Raw genomic sequence first — 22,587 nt, forward strand, 5'->3', positions numbered from 1 at the left:
TGCCGCTGCCGTTCCGGACCGTCGGGGTCCCGGGCGTCAGCGCATGATCCGCGGCGGGCCTTCGGGCCCGTCGTTGTGTGTGTCTTCCGCGCGCACGCGCTCGCGGCGCAGCATGTAAAGCCCGCTGGCGACGATGATGCCCGCTCCCAGCCAGGTGATCGCGTCCGGCAACACGCCCCAGATGGTGACGTCCAGCAGGACGACCCATACCAGGCCGGTGTACTCCAGCGGAGCCAGCAGCGATGCGGAGCCGGAGCGGAATGCCGCGGTGATCGCGTACTGGCCGATCGCGCCTGCGAGTCCGGTTCCCACGATGATCCACGCATGTTCGGCCCGCAGCGGCACCCAGTTGGGCCACGCCAGCGCACCGGCGCCGATGGACAGCATCACCAGCAACCACACGATCATCGAGGCATTCGAGTCCGTGCGTGCCAGCACCCGCACCGTGATCGCGCTGACCGCGTAGCCGGTCGCCGCCAGCAGCACCGCCAGCGCCGCCCAGCTGAACATGCCCTCGCCGCTCGGTCGCAGCAGCACCAGCATCCCGACCATGCCGATGGCAATCGCGGTCCAGCGCCGCGGCCCCACCTTCTCGCCCAGCACCGGCACCGACAACGCGGTGATCAGCAGCGGGGCGACGAAGTAGATCGAGTAGCCCGTCGTCAGCGGCAGCGTCCGCAGCGCAAACGCAAAGGATGCGGTCATGCCAATGCCGATCGCGCCGCGCAGCAGGTGCAAGGGCCAACGCACCCGCAGCAATGGGCGCAGGCCGCTGGTCGCCATCACCCAGACCAGGATGAAGGGCAGCGAAGCGGCACCGCGCAGCGCCGCGACCTGCATAGCCGGATAGGTCCCGGCCAATGCCTTCATCCCGGCGTCCATGAACGCAAACGTCGCCACCGCCAGCAGCATCATCACCGGCGCCGGCACCCGGACCGGGAGCGCCCCCGTCATGGACGCGCCACCGGCGTCGGCGCAGCGGCCGCGGTCATTCTCGCAGGCTGGCGATGTCGATGACGAAGCGGTAGCGCACGTCCGCCTTGAGCATCCGCTCGTAGGCGGTCTCGATCTGGTCGATGTTGATCAGCTCGATATCCGCCGCGATCCCGTGCTCGGCGCAGAAGTCGAGCATCTCCTGGGTCTCGCGGATGCCGCCGATCAGCGAGCCCCAGAGCTTGCGCCGCTGCATGATCAGCGCGCCCGCCGCGACCGGGACCGGCTCGTCGGGGATGCCCAGCAGCACCATCGAGCCGTCGAACTTCAGCAGGCCCAGGTAGGCGTTGTAATCGTGCGGGGCGGAGACCGTATCGATGATCAGGTCGAAACGGCGCGCGAGCTTCTTGAACGTGCCCGGTTCGCGGGTCGCCTCGAAGTCGTGCGCGCCCAGCTCCAGCGCCGCCTCGCGCTTGGACTCCGAGGTGCTGAGCACGGTCACCCGGGCGCCCATCGCCGCCGCCAGCTTGACCGCCATGTGGCCCAGGCCGCCCAGGCCCACCACCGCCACGTCGTGACCGGCGCGGACGCCGAACTGGCGCAGCGGCGAATACGTCGTGATACCGGCGCACAGCAGCGGCGCGGCGCGGTCCAGGGGCAGCGCGCCGGGGATATCCAGCACGAAGTCCTGGCTGACGGTGATGCGGGTCGAATAGCCACCGTAGGTCGGCGCGCCGCCGTCACGCTCGCGCGAGTTGTAGGTGCCGGTCATGCCCTCGGCGCAGTACTGCTCCTCGCCCGCCCTGCACTGCGCGCAGTGGCGGCAGGAGTCGACGAAACAGCCCACTCCCACCGCATCGCCGACCTTGAACCGCTCCACGCCCTCGCCCACCTGGGCGACGCGGCCGACGATCTCGTGGCCGGGCACCATCGGGAAGATCCCGTTGCCGCCCCACTGCGCGCGCACCTGGTGCAGGTCGGAGTGGCAGACACCGCAATACAGAATGTCGATGAGCACCTCGCCGGCACGCGGCGCGCGACGCTCGATGGTGAAGGGCGCCAGCGGCGACTGGCCGTCGGGGGCGGCGTAGGCGGGGGTCTTGAGCATGGAATGGCTCGCATCGGCGTGGGTTGGCCAGTGTAGACCCGCCTGTCCGCAGCGACGATCACCATCGCGCGCGGCCAGACGGCGTGCGCGACGGCGTCTGCGCTACCCTTGATGGGACAAACCTGCCTGCCCCCCACACCTGCTTCCACCCCACGCCTGCTTCCACCCACGGAGTACCGCAATGCCTTCCTTCGACGTCATCTCCGAAGTCGACAACCACGAACTCACCAACGCGGTCGACCAGGCCAGCCGTGAGCTGACCACGCGCTTCGACTTCAAGGGCGTGGACGCCAGTTTCAGCCTGGAGGACGAGGTGATCTCGATGTCGGCGCCCAGCGACTTCCAGCTGCAGCAGATGACCGACATCCTGCGCGCGCGGCTGATCGCGCGCGGGATCGACGCGCGCTGCCTGGAGTTTGGCGATATCGAGACCAACCTGGCCGGCGCGCGGCAGAAGATCAGCGTCAAGCAGGGCATCGAGCGCGAACTGGCCAAGAAGATCCAGACCGCGCTGAAGGAATCCAAGATCAAGGTCGACAGCCAGATCAACGGCGACAAGCTGCGTGTCAACGGCAAGAAGCGCGATGACCTGCAGGCCGCGATGGCGCTGCTGAAGGGCGGCGAGTTCGAGCGTCCGCTGCAGTTCGACAACTTCCGCGACTGAGTCCATGCCTGCCGAGGACCCGATCGCCGCGACCCGTCGCTGGCTGAAGCGCGCGGTGATCGGCCTGAACCTGTGCCCGTTCGCCAAGGCGGTGCAGGTGAAGGATCAGATCCGTTACGTGGTCAGCGAGGCGGACACGCCCGATGCGCTGCTGGCCGACCTGGCCGATGAGCTGTTGTGGCTGCACGAGGCCGATCCGGAGGTGGTCGATACCACCCTGCTGATCCATCCGCGCGTGCTCATGGATTTTGAGGATTACAACGATTTCCTCGATCCGGTCGACGCCGCGATCGATGCCCTGGAACTGGAGGGCGAGATCCAGGTGGCGAGCTTCCACCCGGATTACCGGTTCGCCGGCAGCGGCTTTGACGATGTCGCCAACTGCACCAACCGCTCGCCCTACCCGATGCTTCACCTGCTGCGCGAAGAGAGCATCGACCGCGCCGTGGCGGCTTTCCCGGACCCGGAGGAGATTGTCGAACGCAACATCGCCAGCCTGGAGCGACTCGGGCTGGAGGGCTACCGGCGGCTGCTGGAGCCGTAAACGCTTAAAGAACCGTGCGACCTCGCGGTCGCACGGCACCCCCCAATCACGCCGCAGGCGGTGGATTGGCCTTGTTCGCCTCCGCGCCCTTCAGCAACGCTTTTTCGATCGCCTGCGCAGCCGCCGGCGTGCCTTTCCAGTTCTTGTACTGCTCGTCCAGCTGCGCCCTTTCTTCGGCGCTGAACATGCTGCGGGCCATCTTGAACATCGTGTCTTCTTCTTCAGTCGCGTGGTGCTTCACAAACTCCCCGAGCACCTTGGCACGCCCTGCAAACTCGGTGGTCGTGGGCGAGGCGGCTTCCAGATCCGGCAGCACCCGCAACTCGACCGCGCGATGCTCGGCCACCGCTTCGGCGTGGGTCTTGCGACCGTCGCGATCGGCGCGCTTCTTGAACTCGGGGTAGAACACCTCTTCCTCCCACACCGCGTGCGGGATCAGGCCCTGCTTGATTTTCTCCAGCAGGTCCATGCGCCCTTTCTCGGCGCGTTCGGTGGTGCCTTCCATCTCCTTGAACAGCTCGCGGAGCTGGTCGTGCTCGTCTTTCAGGGTCTTGAGGATATCGGCTGCCATGGTGGTCTCCAGGGTGGTGATGCGTGGTGGGGAAAGGGCTGTACGTGGTCAGGCTGAAGCGGTGTGTGGCGGGGCGGCGACATCGCCCACCTTGCGTACCTTCAGGTACTCGATCAGGTCGCGTTCCAGCGGTATGGAATCGTTGAGGATGACGCTGACGTCGCCGGTGACTTCCAGTACCGCCAGCTCGACCTGCGACAGCGCCGTTGCGCCGTTCTGGCGCAGGATGGCGTAGAGCTCGCGGCGCGTCGTGCGCTCGCGCTTCAGCACGGCCACGTCGATCTCACCGTCCTGCACCAGTACGCACGGACGCGATTCCAGGTAGTCGCGGAACCATCGAGCATGGTTGGCGGACTTCTCGATCCCGATCGTGAGCAGGGTGACGCCGACCAGCACCATCGCCGCGTAGCCGATGGACAGCTCCGGGTAGAGCATCACGTCGCCTGCCGCCGAGCCCAGCGCCACCAGCAACAGCTGCTGCATCGGGCTCAGGTTCTGCTGGCCGCGCTTGCCCAGGATGTGCACCACGAGCAGCAACAACGCCAGCAGCATCAGGATGCGTACCGCTATCTCCGCGTAGAAAAGCGGCGGATAGGGGCCGAGCAGTACCCGCCCCCACTCCAGGGGGTCGACCTTGTCATCCACTGCAGACCCTCCGTCGAGGTGGTGGCGTCATGACGGCTCAGTCATCGCTCTTTTTCGAGCCGCCTTTCTTGCCGCCGCCGTCCTGCTTGTTGACCGTCGCCCAGGCGATGCGCTCGGCGTCCTTCTCGCTCCGGCCTTCCTTCTTCTCGCTTTCCTCGATGTGCTCGGCCTGGCGTTTCTGCTTGTCCGTGTAGCTGGACTTGTCTCCGCGGGACATTTCGACTTCCTCCTTCTCCGTCAGCGGGAAAGCCCCCGCACGAGGCGGGGGCGGGATTACTCGTCTGGATCAGCGACCGTCACGGTCGAAGTCGCCGGGCAGGGCGCGTTCAACGTTGTGCCAGGCGTCGCGGACCGCGTCCTTGGCTTCGCTCCAACTCATGCGCGAGGTGGCCTTGGCGTTGTCCCAACGGTTGCCCAGATCGGACTCCAGCTCGTCATTCCACTCGCGACCCGGATGCGCGCTGCGCGCCTGGGTGCCGTAGCGGTACGCCGGGCGGTAGTCGGTGTCGTAGTCGTACTCGGGCTTGTAATACACCGCGTTCTTGTACTGGTCGCGGTAGTAGTTGTCGGTCGCGCTATAGGTGCGGTAGGTGCGGTCGCTGCGGTCAAACGCGTCGCGTGCGGCGTCCTTCGCTTCCTCCCAGGTCAGGCGGGACTTGGCCTTGGCTTTCTCCCAGCCCCTGCGGATGTCCTGCTCCAGCGAGTCGTCCCACTGGCGGTCGGCATACTGGGCGCGCACGGTGTTGCCGTACTCGTAGGCCGGCGCATAGTCATCGTCGTAGTTGTACTGCGGGTTGGCGTACGGGCGGTTGCTGTATTCGTTGCGCCAGTACTCGTGCTCACCGGTCGGGTCGATGCTCTCGGCAACGCTCTTGCCAGCGCTTGCACCGGCGAGCGTGCCGACCGCGCCGCCGACCAGCATGCCGATCGGGCCAAACAGGGCGCCGATTCCGGCTCCCGCGGCGGCGCCGCCGAGCCCGCCCACGCCCACGCCGACTGGATGGGATCCGGGCGCCTTGGTGATCGGATCGCGGTTCATGTCACGGGATTCGTTGGGGTCCTTCGTCATGGTGTGTCCTCGTTGGGGGTGGCCGCGGCAGCGCCGCTGGTCAGCCGAAATTGACACCGTCCGCGTCGTGACCGCGTGCAAGAAATGTCACGATTATGCGAAGGGTTCAGGCAAGGACCGCCATGGCGACGCGCCCGCTGTGGTGCTTTCAAACAGCTTGTCAACGACGCGCTAACGGCACATGGGCGACGGTGAGGACCGACGTATCGTGGAGACCGCAATGAGCCGCCCACCCATCCAGCCCCCACCCGATCAGGGTCCGCCCAATGAGGACCGACGGGATCCGCCGGTGCCCGGAACCGGGCCGGATGCGCCAGTTACCGAGCCCGGCGGCGCACAGGGCCAGCCGGTTCGCGAGCCGGACAGGAAACAGCACGACAGCGACAACCAGGACGAGGCGCTGGAGGAGACCTTTCCCGCCAGCGACCCGGTGTCACCCTTCATCGCCGCCCGCGATGGGACGGCTCACGCCCCGGCCGGCGTACCCCCGTCCGATCCAAACGAGACGACAGGCTTAAAGCCGCCGTAGATCATCCGCTTGCCGTCGAAGGGCATTGGATTGGCCTGGGGATCCATCCGTTCGTCCTTCATCATTTTCTCCATCGCGGCATCGCGGGTCGCCTTGTCGGGCCATTCGATCCAGGAAAACACAACCTCCTCCTCATCCGTGGCCTGCACCGCACGTTTGAAATCGGTCTGTTTGCCCGGCGGGACATCATCGCCCCAGCATTCCACGCAGCGCAGCGCGCCGTACTCCATGAACAGCGGGTCGAACTGCTCTGCGTGCTGGATGAAGGCCTGCTTGTTGCCGGTCGGCACTGCAATGACGAAGCCATCGATGTAAGCCATTTCCATTCTCCCGACTGGGTCCGGGACCGCCCGCGGACCGAAATTCCACGCTGCGCCGGCGCGGATTAACGCCTCATCAAGAAACCGTAAACAGCACGGCCAACAGAGACGGCATCCGGCTTACGAAAAGCGAACACAACTCGACAGGAGAGGCCCTAGGATGCGTCTTCTTTCAATGGACCGAGAAGGGATAACGATGATCAGGACGCTCATTTTGGCCGGCGTGTTCACCGCCCTTCTCTCCGCTCCCTGCGGCGCCGCTGTGCAGACGGACGCGCAAGCGGTTCCGGTGTCCGGCGCGACCGGCCCCACCCAGCCCGCGGCCGGGATCGTCAATCTGGATCCGCTCACCGTGTCCGGCCCGCAGCCCGGACCGGGACTGTGGCGGGTCTCCAGGGGCGAGCACGACCTGTGGATCCTTGGAGCGCTGTCGCCGCTCCCCGAGGGCATCACCTGGAACGCCGATTCGGTGGTGGACCTGGTCGGCCAGTCGCAGGAGGTGCTTTGGGGACCGAGGTTCGTGGTCGACGCCGACGTCGGTTTTTTTCGCAAGCTGTCGCTCGGCTACGGGATGCTGAAGGCCGAGAAGAATCCGGACGGCGCGACGTTGGAGGACGTGCTTTCGCCGGAGCTGTATGCCCGCTGGGCGGCCGCGAAGCAGCGCTACCTGCCGCGCGATCGCGGGATCGAACGCAAGCGTCCGATGGTGGCCGCGCGGGAAGTCTTCCTCGCCGCCATTGGCGAGGCCGGCCTGGGCTTTCCCAAAATCATCAGCCCTCCGATCCGCGCGGTGACGCAGGCCGATGGCATCAAGGAGACGACCCCGAAGGTCAGCGTGAAAATCGAGGACCCGGCGGGAGCGATCAAGGACGTCCGCAGGATGTCGCTCAACGACTCGGCGTGCCTGGAAGCGACCTTGGATGCGATCGACCGCTTGCTGCCGCGGATGATCACCAACGCCAATGCGTGGGCCACCGGCGATCTGGCGCAGATCCGCTTCGACCAGTTGGATCGGCGCAACAACACCTGCGCTGACGTGTTCTCGAACGCGGAGTTCTCGCGCAAGTGGGGGATCCCCGACATCCGCGCGAGCACCCGCGACGAGTGGTTGCGGGCGGCCGAAGCGTCACTGGCGAAAAACACGACCACGTTTGCCGTGCTGCCGCTGGAAGACCTGGTCGCGCCCGACGGCTACGTCGCCCGCCTGCGGGCGCTGGGTTACGAGATCGACGCGCCCTGATCCTGATGATCGGTCGTCGACCGGTGCCTGTTCCGCGTCGATGGCCTGCTTCACCCGGTTGACCAGGTCGCGCCGCGCGGCGACCAGCTCGTTGGACGTCGCCTTCGGCCACGCCGCCACCTGTGCGATGACCAGTTCGCGCGCCGGATCGATGTACACCATCTGGCCGAAGATGCCGACCGCCGCGTAGCTGCCGTCGGTATCGGTCCACCACAGATAGCCGTAGCCACGCTCGGGCGCGTCGGTGCTGGCCTGCTCGCGGGTTCCCCCGCGCAGCCAGGCCTCGGCGATCACCGGCTCGCCATCGATGCGGCCGCCCTCGAGCATGAACTGGCCCAGCCGCGCGTAGTCGGCGAGCGTTGCCGACAGACCGCTGCCGCCGGTGTTGCTGCCGTCGCACTCGTCGCGGATCCAGAACGCGTCGGCGGCCATGCCGTAGGGCTTCCAGATCGTGTCCGAAAGGTAGCTCGCCAGCGAACGACGCGTCGCGCGCTCGACCACGATCCCGAGCAGGTCGGTCTCGGCGGTGTTGTAGTTCCAGTGGCTGCCGGCCGGCCATTGCCGTGGGAGCCGGGCCAGGTAGGACAGCACGTGGGCCTTCCCGTCGACGCAGGCGCCGCGATACATCTGGGCCACGTCCGACTGGTCATCGGCGTAGTCCTCGTTCCACCTCACCCCGGACGTCATCGTCAACAACTGCTGCACGGTGACGTCGGCGTAGGCGCTGTCGGCGAGCTCGGGGATGTAGGTGACGAGGGTGTCGTCCAGGCTGGCGATGTGGCCCTGCTGCAACGCGATGCCGAGCAGGACCGAGGTGACCGACTTGGCGACCGAGAACGACTCCCAGCGCTGCGCCGGGCCGAAGTCGAGCGCGTACTGCTGCATGCTGACGCGGCCCTTGTGCAGGACCATCACGCCGGCGATGTGGTGCTCGGCCATGTAGGCGTCCAGCCAAGGGCCCTTGCCCGCGTCCGCCAGACTCAGCGCTTCGCCCTCCGGCAACTCGCGCACATGCGGGCCGGCCTGCGCGCGGTCGCTGGGGAAGCGCGCACCCATGTCGCGGAACTCGGCTTCGCGCTGCGCTTGCGGCCAGAACAGCACCGCTTCGCGTTGCTCGCCGATCGTCGGCGTCGTGGCTTCCCGCGCAACGGCTGGCGAGGCCGCAGCCAGACAAATCGCGAAAACCAGAGAGCGGGCGGCAAGGTTGAAGGGCATGGCGGCGAGCGTCGCGAGCGGGCGGAGCGGCCATTCTACTGATGCCCCAACCGCGTCCGCCGCCTCCCCTTGCCGGAGGCTTTCAACCGCCGGCGTTACGCTTGCCCTCCAGGCCCGTTCGCGCCCGGATCCCGCCCTCAGCGCTGCGTTCGCGCGGCACGCCCACTTCAACCCAAGGGAAACACCATGACTCCCGAACCAGAAAAACTTCAGATCGACATCGTCTCCGACGTGATGTGCCCCTGGTGCGTCATCGGCTACAAGCAGCTGGCAAAGGCGCTGGAAGACACCGGCACGCCGTATGAGATCCGCTGGCACCCGTTTGAACTGAATCCGCAGATGCCGGCCGAGGGCCAGAACATGCGTGAGCATCTGGCCGAGAAATACGGCTCCACCACCGAGCAGTCGAACGCCAACCGCGAGGCCATGACCAGGGCAGGCGCCGAGCTGGGATTCGAGTTCCGTTTCACCAACGACATGCGGATGCACAACACCTTCAAGGTGCACCAGCTCATGCACTGGGCCGACCAGCAGGGCCGCAAGCACGATCTGGAGATGGCGTTCTTCACCGCGCACTTCACCGACGGTCGCAACCTTTCGGACAATGCCGTTCTGGCCGACGTCGCGGCGGAAATCGGACTGGATCGCGAAGAAGCGCTGGCCGTGCTCGCCGACCAGCGGTTTGCCGACGACGTGCGCAAAGCCGAGCAGTTCTGGACCGACCAGGGTATCCGTGGCGTGCCCGCAGTGATCTTCAACCAGCGCCACCTGGTCAGCGGTGCGCAGGGCGTGGAGACCTTTACCGACATCCTCAAGCAACTGGCGGCGATGCCGGATGAGGGTGCGTCTTCGCCGTGAGCGCAGCAGATGCCTGGCGGCGGACCCGCAACGCCAGCGCTATGCTCTGCCGGCCATACGAGCGGCAGGAACGAAAAAGGCGACCAGCGGCCGCCTTTTCCTTACTGCATGACCCGTCTCAAGCCCCCAGCGGATTCGGCTTCTCCGCATCGATCTTGTAGGTCTTGATCGCCCGAGCCACGTCCTTCGCGGTCATCTTGCCGTCCTCCGCCAGGGCGGCGATGGCGGCGTGGGCGACGTAGTAGCGGTCGACCTCGAAGTGGCGACGCAGGTTGGCGCGGGTGTCACTGCGGCCGTAGCCATCGGTGCCCAGCACGCTGTAGGTCATCGGCACATAGGCGCGGACCTGCTCGGCGTAGGCGCGGATGTAGTCGGTGGCGACGATCGCTGGGCCGGCCCGTCCCTCCAGCAACGCGGTGATGTGTGCTTTGCGCGGCTTCTTGGCCTCCGGGTGGAAGCGGTTGTAGCGCTCCACGTCGGCGCCGTCGCGGGCCAGCTCGTTGAAGCTGGGGCAGGACCAGATGTCGGCAGTCACGCCGAAATCCTTCTCCAGCAGTTCCGCCGCAGCGATGACCTCGCGCAGGATCGTGCCGCTGCCCATCAGCTGGACGCGCAGCTCGCCGTTCTTCGTTTTGCCGGCATCCTTGAACAGGTACATGCCCTTGATGATCCCCTCCGCGCTGCCCTCGGGCATGTCGGGGTGGGCGTAGTTCTCGTTCATCAGGGTGACGTAGAAGTACTCGTCGCGCTGTTCGGCCAGCATGCGTTGCATGCCGTGCTGGATGATGGTGACCACTTCGTAGCTGAAGGTCGGATCGTAGCTGCGGCAGTTCGGGATCAGCCCGGCCTGGACCATGCTGTGGCCGTCCTCGTGCTGCAGGCCTTCACCGTTGAGCGTGGTGCGACCCGCGGTGGCGCCCAGCAGGAAGCCGCGTGCGCGCATGTCGCCCGCCTGCCAGGCGGCATCGCCGACGCGCTGGAAACCGAACATCGAGTAGTAGATGTAGAACGGCATCAACGCGAAGTCGTTGGTGCTGTAGCTGGTCGCGCACGCCAGCCATGACGCGAACGCGCCGGCCTCGGTGATGCCTTCCTGCAGCACCTGCCCGGCGGTGTCCTCGCGGTAATACATCAGCTGGTCGCGGTCGACCGGCTTGTACTTCTGGCCGAACGGCGCGTAGATGCCGATCTGGCGGAACAGGCCTTCCATGCCGAAGGTGCGCGCCTCGTCGGCGACGATCGGCACCAGCCGCGGGCCGGTCAGCTTGTCGCGCAGGGCGATGTTGAGCATCTGCACGAAGGCCATGGTGGTGCTGATCTCGCGCTCGCCGGTGGACTTGAGCAGGCGCTCGAAGTTGGCCAGCGGCGGCACTTCCAGCTCCTGGCTGGCCTTGCGCCGGCGCTGCGGCAGGAAGCCACCGAGGGCCTTGCGGCGCTCCAGCATGTACTCGATTTCCGGCGAGTCCTTGCCCGGGTGGTAGAACGGCACCTTGCCGTCCTTGAGCTGGGCGTCGCTGATGGGGATGTTGAAGCGGTCGCGGAACGCGCGCACGTCGTCATCGTCCATCTTCTTGGTGCCATGCGCCGGGTTCAGCGACTCGCCGGCCACGCCCATGCCGTAACCCTTGACCGTCTTGGCCAGGATCACCGTCGGCATGCCGTTGGTGTTCACCGCCTCGTGGTAGCTGGCGTAGACCTTGTGCGGGTCGTGGCCGCCACGGTTCAGCCGCCAGATGTCCTCGTCGCTGAGGTTGGCGACCAGCTGCGCGGTCTCCGGATACTTTCCGAAGAAGTTCTCGCGCGTGTACGCGCCGCCGAAGGCCTTGCAGTTCTGGTACTCGCCATCGACGGTTTCCATCATCAGCTGGCGCAGCTTGCCGGAGGTGTCGCGGGCCAGGAGCGGATCCCAGTAGCTGCCCCAGATGTTCTTGATCACGTTCCAGCCGGCGCCGCGGAACTGGCCTTCCAGTTCCTGGATGATCTTGCCGTTGCCGCGCACCGGCCCGTCCAGACGCTGCAGGTTGCAGTTGATGACAAACACCAGGTTGTCCAGGCCCTCGCGGCCGGCGACCGAGATCGCGCCGAGGGATTCGGGCTCGTCGGTCTCGCCGTCGCCCAGGAAGCACCAGACCTTGCGGTCGGTCTTGGGCATCAGCCCGCGGCCTTCCAGGTACTTGAAGTTGCGCGCCTGGTAGATCGCGCTGATCGGGCCCAGGCCCATCGACACGGTCGGGGTCTGCCAGTAGTCCGGCATCAGCCAGGGATGCGGGTAGGAGCTGATGCCACGGCCATCGACTTCCATGCGGAAGTTGTCGAGCTGGTCTTCGGTGAAGCGGCCTTCCAGGAACGAGCGGGCGTAGATTCCCGGCGAGCCGTGGCCCTGGATGAACAGCAGGTCGCCCGGGTGGTCCTCCGACGGGGCACGCCAGAAATGGTTGAAGCCGACGTCGTACAGCGTCGCCGACGAACCGAAGGTGGCGATATGGCCGCCCAGGTCGCCCGGCTTGCGGTTGGCACGCACCACCATCGCCATCGCGTTCCAGCGGATGATCGAGCGGATCTTCCACTCCAGCGCATGGTCGCCGGGGCTCTTGGCCTCCAGCTGGGTGGGAATGGTGTTGATGTATTCGGTGGTCGGCTCGAACGGCATGTGCGCGCCAGCGCGCCGCGAGACTTCGACCATGCGCTCAAGCAGCTGGTGCGCGCGCTCGGGACCGTCGCGCTGGATGACCGCCTCGACCGACTCGACCCACTCGCGGGTTTCGGTCGGATCCGGATCGTTCTGCATCATCTCGTTGAGCGGGCTTTCATAGGTATGGGTCATGCGCCTCGCGGCCCCGTGGCCACGCCTCATCATCAGGTGGGATCTCTGCCGGTGATTCTAACGCGCGGGGGGCAAGCCGCGGCTGTTGGGGCCTGGCGGCTGGCGTGACCAGGTGCGCAGGTGTTCATTACCGACCCCGCGATGGTGCTTCTCCTGATCCACGCAGCCCGGTGCGGGCGGCAGGCTGGCTCGCATGATCACGATTCCTGCTGCTTCGTTCGAAAGCGAGCCCGCGCCGCAGCGCCGGGTCGGGCGCGCGGCGCGGCTGCACCAGGTCATGATCGCGACGGTCGGGCATGCGCCGCATTTCGCCGACTGGGCAGTGGCCGCCGAAGCGTGCCGCGTCATGACGGCACCGGCGCAGTGGCAACGCTCGCAGCTGATCGCCTGGGTGTTGATGCCCGACGGCTGGCACGGGCTGCTGGCGCTCGGCGGGTTTGACGATCTTGGCGCCTGCGTCGCGCGGCTGAAGCTGCGCAGCGAGCGGGTGCTGGCCGGACGTCATCCCGGCCTGGCCGGGTTGTGGGCATGCGACTTTGACGCCGCGCGCGTGGACGACGGACTGGCCGCCGCGCGCCGCCTTGTCATGACCCCGGTGCGCGCCGGCCTCGTGCAGCGCGTCGGCGATTACCCGTTCTGGGACGCGCGCTGGCTGAGTGACCGCAGCTACGCGGTTTCGTCGCCCGGAGCGGTGGCGACCACCAGCCAGTTGTTGAACGGCGTGTTGCCGTACAGCGGGGTGAAACTGGAGCTCAGCCCCGCGGCGTCGAAGCGCCGGCGCAGCTCGTCTGGGTCCGGATAGGCGCACGGTCCGGCATTCATCCAGCCAATCGCACGCGAAAACACGTCCACGCCGCGGGTGATGCGGGCGCGCCGGCTGCCGTCATCCAGCCCGGTACGGATCACCAGCCGCGCGCCGGGGACGAGCATGGCGATTGCGGCATCCAGGGTGCGCTGCTGGGCGTCAGGCAGAAGGAACTGCAGGACATCCAGGATCGCCACGCTGCCGTGGTGACGGGGGAGTGCGGCGGCGAGGTCCAGGCATTCGAAAACCACGTCGTCCAGGTTGCGCCGGCCCGCGGCCCGGGTTGCGCCGAGGATCTTGCCGGCGTCGTTGTCCACGCCGCGGTACGCCAGCGCGATGCTGTCGGCGCGCAGGGCATGGGCGAGCAGGCCCAGCCCGCACCCCAGGTCCAGCAACGGCTGCGTGCTCCCGCGCAGTGCCGCGCAGACACCCGGATACAACGGGTCGCTGCGCAGCTTGGCGAGGCTGTAGTGGTAGTCCCAGTGCTGGCGGAAGCCGCGTTCCGGGGCGAATGCACCCGCGATCGCGCGCGCCTGGTCAGCCGACAGCGGCGCGCCAACGACGGCCATCAGCGCGGGGAGATCCCGCCGGTTTCGGCATCGGGCACGACTTCCCGGTTTGCATCCGGTCTCGCACCCAGCATTTGCGCGACCATCGGCAAGGCCGCCTCGGCCCACAGCGCGTACATCGCCTGTGACGGATGCAGGCCGTCATCGACCAGCATGGCCGCCTCGCCGCCGCGCTCCCGGCTGAGCGGCGTGATATCGACAAAGCCGACGCCGTGGCGGGCGCAGAAGTCCGCCGCCGCGGCGTTGTACTGGTCGATCTCGGCGGCGATCTGTTCCGCGTCGCGGCCTTGGGCGGTGGCGAAGGCGGTCACGCCCCAGTCGGGAATCGACAGCACCAGCACCCGGTCGGGGCGATCTCCGGCCAATGCGATCGCACGTTTGAGCAAGGCCTGGAACTCGCCGCGGTAGTCGGCGACGCTGCGTCCGCGGTACTGGTTGTTGACCCCGATCAGCATCGAGACGAGATCCCAGCGCCCGAGCGGCTCGGCCAGATCCATGGCGGTGGACAGCTCATCGGTGGTCCAGCCGGTGGTGGCGATGATCCGCGGCGGGCCGACGGGGAACCCGTCAGCAGCCAGAAGCCCGGCCAGCAACGCCGGCCAGCGCCCGTCCTCCGCCACGCCTTCCCCGATGGTGTAGCTGTCGCCGAGGGCGAGCCAGCGGAGCGCGTCGGGCGGGGGCGCCTCCACTCAGGCCACCGCCACCCGTGACGCAGGCTCGGCGATTTCCTCGGCCTGCACCGCGCGGCCGCGTTCGGCGGACCGGTCCAGCACCCGCTCGATGCGCCGGAACACTTCGGCCAGTTGCGCCGGTTCGGGCAACAGGGTGATACGGAAGTGGTTGCGGTACGCCACGTTGAAGCTGGAACCCGGCACGACCAGCACGTCTTCGGTTTCCAGCAGTTCCAGCGCGAAGGCGTGGTCATCGAAACCCACGGCCGCCGCGCCGACGACCGCCGGGAACGCGAACATCGAACCGCCGGGCGCCACGAGTTGCATGTGCGCGCTGGCCGCGACGCCCTCGATCACCGCCTGGCGCGCGGCGTGCAGGCGACCGCCGGGCGCGCACAGCGCGGAGATCGTGTCCGCGCCATGCAGGGCAGCGTCAATCGCCAGCTGGCCCGGGACGTTGGAACACAGGCGCAGCGCGCCCAGCAGGTCCATCGCGTGGTGGAAGTCGCCAGTGCGCGCGCGATCACCCGACAGCACCGCCCAGCCGACCCGCCAACCGCACGCGCGGTGGACCTTGGAGAGTCCGCCGAACGACAGGCACGGCACGTCGCCGGCCAGTGGCGCCAGCGGCTGGAACGTCGCGCCGTCGTACAGGATCGAGTCGTAGATCTCGTCGCACATCAGCAGCAGCCCGTGGCGGGCGGCGATGTCGACAATCTGCTCCAGCAGTGCGCGCGGATAGGTCGCGCCGGTCGGGTTGTTGGGGTTGATCAGCACGATCGCGCGGGTGCGCGGGGTGATCAGCGCCTCGATCTCGGCCGGATCGGGCATGAACGCGTTTTCCGGCGCGCAGGTGTAATACACCGGACGGCCGTCGTTGAGGATGGTCGAGGCCGACCACAGCGGGTAGTCCGGCGACGGCAGCAGCACCTCATCCCCGGGATTGAGCAGCGCGCGCAGCGACAAGTCGATCAGCTCGCTGACGCCGTTGCCGATGAACACCTGGTCCGCGGTCACGTCGGTGCCACGGTCGCGATGGAACGCGGCGATCGCCTCGCGCGCGGCGGGCAGGCCCTGCTGGTGGGTGTAGGGATCGGTGCCGGAAATGCCTTCGGTGATCGCGCGCTGCAGGTGCTCGGGCGCGCGGAATCCAAACGCCCCGGGGTTGCCGATATTGAGCTTGATCAGCGTCCGACCCTGGCTTTCCAGGTCACGCGCACGCCGGGCGAGCTCACCCCGGATCTCGTAGCGCACTTCGGACAGGCGGGCACGGGTCTGCAGGCGGTTTGACGACATTCTGATAGGGAACAGCGACGTAGGGGCCGCCAGCGTAGCCGATTCGCCGCCCACGGACAGCGGCCGGCATGCCGGATTTGCCGCCCCGCTATGTAGAATCGCGGCATGGACCGGTGCCCGCCTCTTGCATGAACGATAACCACGCCCTGCAGGCGATCGGTTGGCCATTGGACGAGCACGGCCGGCCCGCCGTTGCAGCCTGGCGCGAAATGCTGGAGGACTTCCCCACCGCCTACCCCGCCCGTGTCGTGGAACAGCACCGCACCGGCTACGTGGTTGCGGTCGGGCCCGAAGACGGCGTCGCGGTGGAATCGCCGCCGCACTGGCAGCGCGCGCCCAGCTACAAGAAAGGCGCGACCCCGACGGAGCAGCGCGCCGGCGTCGGCGACTGGGTGCTGGTGGAGCCCGCGCCCGAGGATGCGATAGTCACCAAGGACCAGATCGTCGCCCTGCTGCCGCGGCGCACCGCGATCAAGCGCGGCGCGGCCGGCGAGCACTACAAGCAGCAGTTGATCGCGGCCAACGTGGACACGGTGTTCGTCGTGTGCGGGCTGGACTCGGACTTCAACCCGCGCCGGATCGAGCGCTACCTGCTGCTGATCAGCGGCAGCGGCGCCGTCCCCGTCGTGGTGCTGACCAAGCTCGACCAGGCCGATGACGTGCCCGGCTCGCTGGAGGCGCTGATCGACCTGGCCGCGCAGGACGTGCCCGTGCGCGCGGTCAACGCGCTCGACCCCGACAGCGTCGCCAGCCTCAACCCGTGGCTGCGGCCGGGCACCACCGCCGTGCTGGTAGGCAGTTCCGGCGCGGGCAAATCGACCCTGACCAATACCCTGGTTGGCAGCGAACGCATGAAAACCGGCGCGGTGCGCGAGAGCGACGAGCGCGGGCGCCACACCACCACCCATCGCGCGCTGATCCCGCTGGAAAGTGGCGCCTGCCTGATCGATACGCCCGGCATGCGCGAACTCAAGCCGACCGGCGAGGAGGACGTGGCGGAGAACTTCAGCGACATCGATGCGCTGGGCGCGAACTGCCGGTTCCGCGATTGCCGCCACGCCACCGAGCCGGGCTGCGCGATCCGCGCCGCGATCGAGGACGGCAAGCTGGACCCGCGCCGCTTCGCCAACTACGTGAAGTTGCACGACGAAGTCGCCGGCGCCGCCGACAAGCTGGCCGAGCGGCAGACCCAGCACGCCGCCGCGACAACCAATGGAACCGCTGCGCCACCCGCGCCCGCCCGCCCGACGCGCAAGCCCGTGGAGAAAGCACCCGGAAAGCCGTCGCGGCAACGACCGCGGATCGACGATGACTACGGCGAGGACTGAACCCGACATCGTCCATCACGCCGCGCTGGATGCGCGCATGGTCCAGGCCGCACGCGGGATCAAGGTGCTGACGCTGGCCAGTTGGCCGGCCAATCACGGCGCGGCCTTCCTCGCCGACCATGCCCGCGGGGTGACCCGGCTGCCGCATGTGGACTACCCGCAGCACGACTTCCGCGAGGCACGCGCCGAGCTGGCGGCGATTGCGCGCGAAGCGGACGCCAGCCACCCGCTGGGCCAATACCTGATCGACGCGACCGCCAGCTGGGATACCGCTGCCCGCCTGTGCGAAGCTCTGGGCACGGCCGCGGTCAGTGACCTCTCGCAACAGCTCTACGGCAGCGTGGACGCCCCGCTGCCCGGCAACGGCCCCAGCGCCCGCGTGGCGGCGCAGCACTTCATCGCGATCGCCGACCAGTTCGACCATGAGCTGGCCTCCCCCGCCGAACAAGTGGAGATATCCGCCACTGCGCTGCAACTGCAACTGCAGCGCGATCTGGACGACTACTTCAAGGAGCGCGTGATCGAGGTCGTACTGGACCCGGACCTGATCGCCAAGGCCGCGGCCGGCGCGACCCGGATCCGCCTGCGCACCAGCGCCGCCTTCACCGACTACGATCGCCAACAGCTGCTGCAGCACGAAGCCTTCGTCCACTCGCTCAGCGCCCTGAATGGCCGCGAGCAGCCGGTGCTCGGCAGCCTTGCGCTGGCATCGCCTCGCGCGACCGCGACCCAGGAAGGCATGGCGACCTTCGCCGAACAGATCACCGGCAACATCGACATCGCCCGCATGAAGCGCCTCAGCCTGCGCATCGAGGCCATCGCCTGCGCCCTGGACGGCGCGGATTTCATCGAGGTGTTCCGCCTGTTCCTCGACGCCGGCCAGAGTCCGCACGAGGGCTTCGCTTCCGCCCAGCGCGTGTTCCGCGGCGTACCGACCACCGGTGGCCACGCCTTCACCAAGGACACCGTCTACCTGCGCGGCCTGATCGGCGTGCACACCTTCTTCCGCTGGGCCCTGCGCCGGCAGCAACTGCGCCTGTGCCGTTGGCTGTTTGCCGGCAAGATGACCTTGGGAGACGTGCAGCGCCTGGCGCCGATGTTCGAATCCGGCGTGTTGGTGCCGCCGCGCTGGTTGCCGAGCTGGGTGGCGCGGGCGAACGGCTTGGGCGGCATGCTCGCGTTCTCGCTCTTCGCCAACCAGATCCGGCTGGATACGATCGACGATACGGATTTTGCGGATATTTGATCCTTCCGCGTCGACCCGTAAGCAAGCGGTCAGCCGTTAGATTCCGCCGGCCAACAAAGCCGGAGACTCGTCCGCATTCTCCGTTCCGCCCGTCCCCTCCTGGATCTCGCCAATAACCGACTTGAACAGGCTGATGAACTCCTCAGCGGCCTTGGATGGCCGGCGATCTTCCAGGAACACGCAGTCGACGTTGAACCGGATCGGCGGCGCGAAGGGTCGGAACGCCACGCCGTGGTGGACGGAGGCGCGTGCGGTGAACTCGTCCACCACGGTCATCCCGGCGCCGTGGCTGGTGAGCGCGGCGGCGGTGTAGAACGTCTGGTTGGAAACCACCTCATGGACCTCGACTTTTCGTCTCACCATCTCGCGGGCCAATGCGTCGCCCACCGGGCCGCTGGCGGTCATGCCGACCACGTCGCGCCCGTCCAGCAGGGACAGCGATACCGAATCGCCCACGTCCGGGATGTCTCCGTGCTGGAACAGCAGCACCATCTGCGCGGTCTTCAGCAGTCGCCGCTTCATTCGCGGGTGCAAGGGTGGCGCGTAGGCGATCGCGATGTCGCAGGTGCGCTCATACAGCGCCTGGAACAGCTCGTCGTGGTGCAGCGTCTGAACATCGAACGTCACTTCCGGATGCAAGCGGCGAAAGCGCGCAATGGCCAGCGGCGCGACGTGCAGGCCCAGCGACGGCACCACGCCGAGGCGGATGTGGCCGCCCCCGATGTTCTTGATGTTGCTGATCGTCTTCTGCAGGGAGCCGAGACGTTCGAATATCTCGTTGACCTCGACAAACAGCGCGTGCGCTTCGTCGGTGGCGACCAGCCGTCCGCGCACCAGCGCGAACAGCTTCAGGCCGAGCTTGGACTGGGTGTGGTGGAGCACCTTGCTGACCGAGGGCTGGGACACGTGCAACGCCCGCGCGGCCGCGCTGATCGAGCCGGTCGTGTAGACGGCGTGGAAGACTTCAATTTGGCGGAGGCGCATGCGCTGATCTTAGGCTACCGCTCTGACGGACGACAAAGCGCGAACCGCGTAGCGCCGAGGAAAGCCGCCGACCCGGCCTACTTCGCCAGCAGCGCATCCACGGCGCGCTCACCCGATCCCATTGCCAGCGTCCAGCCCAGCATGCCGTGGCCGACGTTGACCGCCACGTTTGGACGGACACGCCGGATGATCGGGACCGAGCTTGGGGTCATCGGGCGCAGACCCGCCCAGGTGCTTTCGATCGCGTCGTAGGTGGCGGCGTCGGGCAGGGATTCCCGCGCCATCGCCACCAGCCGCTGCGCCCTTTGCGGATCGACCGCGGCGCTGTGGTTGCCAACCTCGGCCAGCCCCGCGACACGCAGTTTGTCGCCGAGCCGGCAGAACACCAGCTTGCGGTCGGTGTCGGTGATGCTGACCACCGGCGCCAGCGATCCCGGCGCGGCGGTGAACGAGTAGCCCTTGACCGGCATCAATGGCAGCCGCAAACCGTTGCGGCGCGAGAGCGCAACGGCGTCGACGCCGGCGCAGGACACCAGTTGTCGCGAGCGCAGCTGCCACCCGTCGCGCGAGGTCAGCATCAAGCCGTCACTTGCCTGAGTCGCGCTGGCGACCTCGAAATTGAAGCAGGTCGTTACACTGTAATCGGCCCGAAGGATCGCCAGCAGACCGATGCAAAAGCGTAACGGGTCGCCGACTTCCTCGGCCGGGGAATGCACCACGCCGGCAAGGCCGGTGGCACCGGCAAGCGCCGGCTCCAGCGCGACCGCCTCGCGGGGACTCAGCAGACTCTGCTGGACGCCGTATTCGCGCTTGACCGCCACCATGGCCGCCGCATCGTCGAGCGCAGCCGGGTCGCGGTACAGGTGCATCTTGCCCGGTGCGGTGTGCTGGAACTCGATGTTGTGCTGCCGCAGCAGGGCGTCCATCGCGCCGCGCGATTCCGTGGCCAGCTCGAGCACCGCAAGCGTGTTTTCGCGGAACCGTTCCGACGTGGCATTGCGCAGGAACGCGACGCCCCAGCGCAGGAAATCCGGATCCAGCGACCAGCGCATCGACAGCGCGCGGTCCCTGCCCAGGGCGATCGAGGGCAGCTTGCTCCACAGTGAGGGACTGGCCATGGATTCGGTGTACGCGTAACTGAGCTGGGCGCCGTTGGCGAAGGACGCACCCATCGCCGGGCCCGCCGCGCGATCAATGATCCGGACCGAAAGCCCGCGGCGCGCCGCCGCGTAGGCCGTGGCGATGCCGACCACGCCGGCACCGATCACGGTCACATCGACGAGGGCATCGTCGACACCGTCGGTCGGATGGGAAGCTTCAACGGTGCTCATCACTGGACGACCTCTTTGCCCACGCCTTCGCGGCGCGGGTCGGCGGCCCATTCCAGCACGCCATCGCGGTAGAAGACACCGTGCAGGCCCGAGTCCTCACCCGACCCGGCGCGGACCGTCATGCCACGCTGCGACAGCGCGTCCAGCATGTCCGGGGCGAACCGCGACGCCTCGCCGTTGAACCGCTGCCCCCGCGCGACCAGGTTGGGCAGCGCCACGGCGTCCTGCAGCGACAGGTCCCAATAGACCAGACCGACCAGGGTCTTGGCTATATACGCCGGGATCGCCGAACCACCAGGCGAGCCGAGCGCGCCGACGAAGCGCCCGTCGCGGTCGAGGATGATGACCGGGGTCATCGAAGAGCGCGGGCGCTTGCCGCCTTCGATCGCATTGGCGGCGTCCGGATCGCTGCCGCTGGACCAGGAGAAGTCGGTCAGCTGGTTATTGAGGAAGAAGCCGTCCACCATCCGCCCCGAGCCGAAGAAGGACTCGATCGTGGTGGTCACCGACACCGCGTTGCCCCACCGGTCGACGACGACGAAATGGCTGGTGCCGCCGGGTTCCTCGGTCCGGTCCGGACCGTGCGACGCGGCTCCTGCAGGCTGCCCGTGCGCGTGCGAAGGGGCTGCCGTCTTGCCGATCAGTGCGCGGCGCTGGTCGACGTAGGCCGCCGCCAGCAGGCCGTCGACCGGCACCTCGTCAAAACGCGGATCGCCGACGTACTGGTCGCGGTCGGCGTACATGATCCGGCTGGCCTCGGCGAACAGGAACCACGACTGCGGGTCCTCCGGACCGCGCCGGTCGATGTCGGTCGCGTCCAGCATCGCCATCAGCTGCAGCAGGCCGACGCCACTGGTCGGCGGCCGCGGCACGCAGAGGATGTAGGTGCGCAGCAGGCGGCACAGCGGTTCGGACTTCTCGGGCGCGTAGCCGGCGAGGTCACGCGTGCTCAGCCGGCCGGGCCGCGGCGCCGCGTGGGTGCGCGCGACGATCGCCTCGGCGAGCTCGCCGCGATAGAACGCCGACGCGTTGCCTTGCGCCAGCTTGCGCAGGGTCGCGGCGTATTCCGGGTTGCGCACCAGATCCCCGGTCCGCATCGGGCGCCCATCGGGGTGGGAGAAAAACCGGCGCACGTCGGGCGCCGAGGCCTGCGGGAAGGCGCCATCGATGTGTTGCTCCAGCCGCGGCGTGACCTGAAAGCCCTGCTCGGCTTTCTCGATGGTCTCTGCAAACAGCTGGTCCCAGGCCAGCTTTCCGTGTTCGCGCTGGGCCTGCGAGAACACCGCGACCGCGCCCGGCACGCCGGTGGATCCGCCCGACAGCATCGCGTCGGCGCGGGACAAGGGCTTGCCGTCCGCGTCCTGGAACAGGCTGCCGTCGGCCAGGGCCGGCGCGGCTTCGCGACCGATGTAGCTGGTCACCGCCTGGCTGCGCGCATCGTAGGCCATGATGATCGCGCCGCCACCGATACCGGAACTCTGCGGCTCCACCAGGCCGAGCATCAGCTGCACCGCGACCGCGGCGTCCATCGCGGTGCCGCCGCGGCGCAGGACGGCGGTGCCAGCATCGACGGCCAGCGGGTTGGCCGCGACGACGACGGCGCTGGTCCGGACGTCGTCGGCAACCGGTTCGGGCGTGGTCTGGCAGGCGCCCAGCAGCGCGGTCAGCAACAGCACTCCCAGCGGCAGCCGTCTATCGAAGGAGAGCCGGGCCTTCAGCGGGGCTGGCACGGTGCCCGACCGCAGTATCTTGATCATGGGAAGCACGTTGTTTCCGATGCGTGGTGGAGTCGATCTTTCAATATTCGCGGCCAGGTGCAGCACCGGCCGAACAGCTG

General features: G+C 67.7%; 20 protein-coding genes and 1 pseudogene. 6 read left to right on the forward strand and 15 right to left on the reverse strand.

Annotated features, from left to right (window positions below; translation table 11 throughout):
* Window positions 1-36: 36 nt before the first annotated feature.
* Together INQ40_RS11285 and INQ40_RS11290 are read right to left on the reverse strand one after the other, a co-directional pair.
* Entirely contained in the window at window positions 37-912 is an 876-nt protein-coding gene (locus tag INQ40_RS11285; protein WP_194342546.1) for a DMT family transporter, read from the reverse strand.
* Window positions 913-988: 76 nt separating this feature from the next.
* Window positions 989-2,041, reverse strand: a complete 1,053-nt coding sequence (locus tag INQ40_RS11290; protein ID WP_194340502.1) for an NAD(P)-dependent alcohol dehydrogenase — start codon at window positions 2,039-2,041, stop codon at window positions 989-991.
* A gap of 181 nt (window positions 2,042-2,222) precedes the next feature.
* Between INQ40_RS11290 and INQ40_RS11295 the strand changes: the two genes are divergently transcribed.
* Window positions 2,223-2,705 (forward strand): YajQ family cyclic di-GMP-binding protein, encoded by a 483-nt coding sequence (locus INQ40_RS11295; RefSeq protein ID WP_194034310.1) that lies wholly within the window; start codon window positions 2,223-2,225, stop codon window positions 2,703-2,705.
* Between the two features lie 4 nt (window positions 2,706-2,709).
* Entirely contained in the window at window positions 2,710-3,249 is a 540-nt protein-coding gene (locus tag INQ40_RS11300; protein WP_194340503.1) for a DUF1415 domain-containing protein, read from the forward strand.
* A gap of 46 nt (window positions 3,250-3,295) precedes the next feature.
* Here INQ40_RS11300 and INQ40_RS11305 read toward each other — a convergent pair whose 3' ends face one another.
* The 5 genes and pseudogenes from INQ40_RS11305 to INQ40_RS11325 form a co-directional block, all read right to left on the reverse strand.
* Window positions 3,296-3,820, reverse strand: a complete 525-nt coding sequence (locus INQ40_RS11305; protein ID WP_193984628.1) for a hemerythrin domain-containing protein — start codon at window positions 3,818-3,820, stop codon at window positions 3,296-3,298.
* 48 nt (window positions 3,821-3,868) lie between these two features.
* The gene (locus tag INQ40_RS11310) at window positions 3,869-4,465 is read right to left on the reverse strand and encodes a YetF domain-containing protein (RefSeq protein WP_194340504.1); all 597 of its coding nucleotides are present in this window, start codon (window positions 4,463-4,465) and stop codon (window positions 3,869-3,871) included.
* A 55-nt stretch (window positions 4,466-4,520) separates the two neighbouring features.
* Window positions 4,521-4,682: pseudogene (locus INQ40_RS11315) on the reverse strand (HupB); the annotation flags it as partial.
* 69 nt (window positions 4,683-4,751) lie between these two features.
* Window positions 4,752-5,534, reverse strand: coding sequence for a hypothetical protein (locus tag INQ40_RS11320; RefSeq protein ID WP_194340505.1), 783 nt, complete (start codon window positions 5,532-5,534; stop codon window positions 4,752-4,754).
* 465 nt (window positions 5,535-5,999) lie between these two features.
* Window positions 6,000-6,383: a DUF1428 domain-containing protein gene (locus INQ40_RS11325; RefSeq protein ID WP_194340506.1), complete on the reverse strand. Its 384-nt coding sequence runs from the start codon at window positions 6,381-6,383 to the stop codon at window positions 6,000-6,002.
* Between the two features lie 196 nt (window positions 6,384-6,579).
* On the opposite strand from INQ40_RS11325, the gene INQ40_RS11330 reads away from it, so the two are divergent.
* Complete coding sequence (locus tag INQ40_RS11330) at window positions 6,580-7,623, forward strand: TraB/GumN family protein (protein ID WP_194340507.1); 1,044 nt, start codon at window positions 6,580-6,582, stop codon at window positions 7,621-7,623.
* On the opposite strand, the gene INQ40_RS11335 is transcribed toward INQ40_RS11330, so the two are convergent.
* Window positions 7,510-8,838, reverse strand: a complete 1,329-nt coding sequence (locus INQ40_RS11335; RefSeq protein WP_194340508.1) for a serine hydrolase — start codon at window positions 8,836-8,838, stop codon at window positions 7,510-7,512. The two genes, INQ40_RS11330 and INQ40_RS11335, sit on opposite strands and share 114 nt — an antisense overlap.
* Window positions 8,839-9,024: 186 nt before the next feature.
* Here INQ40_RS11335 and INQ40_RS11340 point away from each other — a divergent pair, with 186 nt between their 5' ends.
* A complete protein-coding gene (locus INQ40_RS11340) occupies window positions 9,025-9,696 on the forward strand; it encodes a DsbA family oxidoreductase (RefSeq protein WP_194340509.1) in 672 nt (223 codons plus the stop codon).
* A 118-nt stretch (window positions 9,697-9,814) separates the two neighbouring features.
* Here INQ40_RS11340 and aceE read toward each other — a convergent pair whose 3' ends face one another.
* The 4 genes from aceE to INQ40_RS11360 all read right to left on the reverse strand — a co-directional run bounded on the left by aceE (window position 9,815) and on the right by INQ40_RS11360 (window position 15,861).
* Window positions 9,815-12,520, reverse strand: a complete 2,706-nt coding sequence (gene aceE / locus INQ40_RS11345) for a pyruvate dehydrogenase (acetyl-transferring), homodimeric type (protein ID WP_194340510.1) — start codon at window positions 12,518-12,520, stop codon at window positions 9,815-9,817.
* 666 nt (window positions 12,521-13,186) lie between these two features.
* Window positions 13,187-13,873: a methyltransferase gene (locus tag INQ40_RS11350; protein ID WP_194342547.1), complete on the reverse strand. Its 687-nt coding sequence runs from the start codon at window positions 13,871-13,873 to the stop codon at window positions 13,187-13,189.
* Between the two features lie 20 nt (window positions 13,874-13,893).
* Window positions 13,894-14,583, reverse strand: coding sequence for an SGNH/GDSL hydrolase family protein (locus INQ40_RS11355; protein WP_194340511.1), 690 nt, complete (start codon window positions 14,581-14,583; stop codon window positions 13,894-13,896).
* Window positions 14,584-15,861 carry an aminotransferase class I/II-fold pyridoxal phosphate-dependent enzyme gene (locus INQ40_RS11360; RefSeq protein WP_194340512.1) on the reverse strand — a complete coding sequence of 426 codons (1,278 nt, stop codon included), beginning with the start codon at window positions 15,859-15,861 and terminating at the stop codon, window positions 14,584-14,586.
* A 128-nt stretch (window positions 15,862-15,989) separates the two neighbouring features.
* Here INQ40_RS11360 and rsgA point away from each other — a divergent pair, with 128 nt between their 5' ends.
* Complete coding sequence (gene rsgA, locus INQ40_RS11365; RefSeq protein WP_194340513.1) at window positions 15,990-17,189, forward strand: ribosome small subunit-dependent GTPase A; 1,200 nt, start codon at window positions 15,990-15,992, stop codon at window positions 17,187-17,189.
* Entirely contained in the window at window positions 17,170-18,435 is a 1,266-nt protein-coding gene (locus tag INQ40_RS11370; RefSeq protein WP_194340514.1) for a flavohemoglobin expression-modulating QEGLA motif protein, read from the forward strand. Before rsgA ends, INQ40_RS11370 begins: the two co-directional genes overlap by 20 nt.
* Window positions 18,436-18,471: 36 nt before the next feature.
* Here INQ40_RS11370 and INQ40_RS11375 read toward each other — a convergent pair whose 3' ends face one another.
* From INQ40_RS11375 to INQ40_RS11385, 3 genes are all read right to left on the reverse strand, one after another.
* Window positions 18,472-19,419: a LysR family transcriptional regulator gene (locus tag INQ40_RS11375; RefSeq protein WP_194340515.1), complete on the reverse strand. Its 948-nt coding sequence runs from the start codon at window positions 19,417-19,419 to the stop codon at window positions 18,472-18,474.
* 77 nt (window positions 19,420-19,496) lie between these two features.
* Window positions 19,497-20,750, reverse strand: a complete 1,254-nt coding sequence (locus INQ40_RS11380) for an FAD-dependent oxidoreductase (RefSeq protein ID WP_194340516.1) — start codon at window positions 20,748-20,750, stop codon at window positions 19,497-19,499.
* Complete coding sequence (locus tag INQ40_RS11385; protein ID WP_194340517.1) at window positions 20,750-22,507, reverse strand: gamma-glutamyltransferase family protein; 1,758 nt, start codon at window positions 22,505-22,507, stop codon at window positions 20,750-20,752. Before INQ40_RS11385 ends, INQ40_RS11380 begins: the two co-directional genes overlap by 1 nt.
* Between the last annotated feature and the right edge of the window lie 80 nt (window positions 22,508-22,587).

Origin of the sequence: Lysobacter sp. H21R4 (genome assembly GCF_015277535.1) — a bacterium.
Taxonomy (GTDB): domain Bacteria; phylum Pseudomonadota; class Gammaproteobacteria; order Xanthomonadales; family Xanthomonadaceae; genus Novilysobacter; species Novilysobacter ciconiae.

Excerpts from the sequence above, each read along its gene's own strand:
- INQ40_RS11370 (WP_194340514.1), top strand. The coding sequence starts at position 17,170 with ATGACTACGGCGAGGACTGAACCCGACATCGTCCATCACGCCGCGCTG.
- INQ40_RS11335 (WP_194340508.1), bottom strand. The coding sequence starts at position 8,838 with ATGCCCTTCAACCTTGCCGCCCGCTCTCTGGTTTTCGCGATTTGTCTG.
- INQ40_RS11290 (WP_194340502.1), bottom strand. The coding sequence starts at position 2,041 with ATGCTCAAGACCCCCGCCTACGCCGCCCCCGACGGCCAGTCGCCGCTG.
- INQ40_RS11360 (WP_194340512.1), bottom strand. The coding sequence starts at position 15,861 with ATGTCGTCAAACCGCCTGCAGACCCGTGCCCGCCTGTCCGAAGTGCGC.
- rsgA (WP_194340513.1), top strand. The coding sequence starts at position 15,990 with ATGAACGATAACCACGCCCTGCAGGCGATCGGTTGGCCATTGGACGAG.
- INQ40_RS11300 (WP_194340503.1), top strand. The coding sequence starts at position 2,710 with ATGCCTGCCGAGGACCCGATCGCCGCGACCCGTCGCTGGCTGAAGCGC.
- INQ40_RS11325 (WP_194340506.1), bottom strand. The coding sequence starts at position 6,383 with ATGGCTTACATCGATGGCTTCGTCATTGCAGTGCCGACCGGCAACAAG.
- INQ40_RS11285 (WP_194342546.1), bottom strand. The coding sequence starts at position 912 with ATGCTGCTGGCGGTGGCGACGTTTGCGTTCATGGACGCCGGGATGAAG.
- INQ40_RS11385 (WP_194340517.1), bottom strand. The coding sequence starts at position 22,507 with ATGATCAAGATACTGCGGTCGGGCACCGTGCCAGCCCCGCTGAAGGCC.
- INQ40_RS11380 (WP_194340516.1), bottom strand. The coding sequence starts at position 20,750 with ATGAGCACCGTTGAAGCTTCCCATCCGACCGACGGTGTCGACGATGCC.
- INQ40_RS11375 (WP_194340515.1), bottom strand. The coding sequence starts at position 19,419 with ATGCGCCTCCGCCAAATTGAAGTCTTCCACGCCGTCTACACGACCGGC.
- INQ40_RS11305 (WP_193984628.1), bottom strand. The coding sequence starts at position 3,820 with ATGGCAGCCGATATCCTCAAGACCCTGAAAGACGAGCACGACCAGCTC.
- INQ40_RS11340 (WP_194340509.1), top strand. The coding sequence starts at position 9,025 with ATGACTCCCGAACCAGAAAAACTTCAGATCGACATCGTCTCCGACGTG.
- aceE (WP_194340510.1), bottom strand. The coding sequence starts at position 12,520 with ATGACCCATACCTATGAAAGCCCGCTCAACGAGATGATGCAGAACGAT.
- INQ40_RS11295 (WP_194034310.1), top strand. The coding sequence starts at position 2,223 with ATGCCTTCCTTCGACGTCATCTCCGAAGTCGACAACCACGAACTCACC.
- INQ40_RS11320 (WP_194340505.1), bottom strand. The coding sequence starts at position 5,534 with ATGACGAAGGACCCCAACGAATCCCGTGACATGAACCGCGATCCGATC.
- INQ40_RS11330 (WP_194340507.1), top strand. The coding sequence starts at position 6,580 with ATGATCAGGACGCTCATTTTGGCCGGCGTGTTCACCGCCCTTCTCTCC.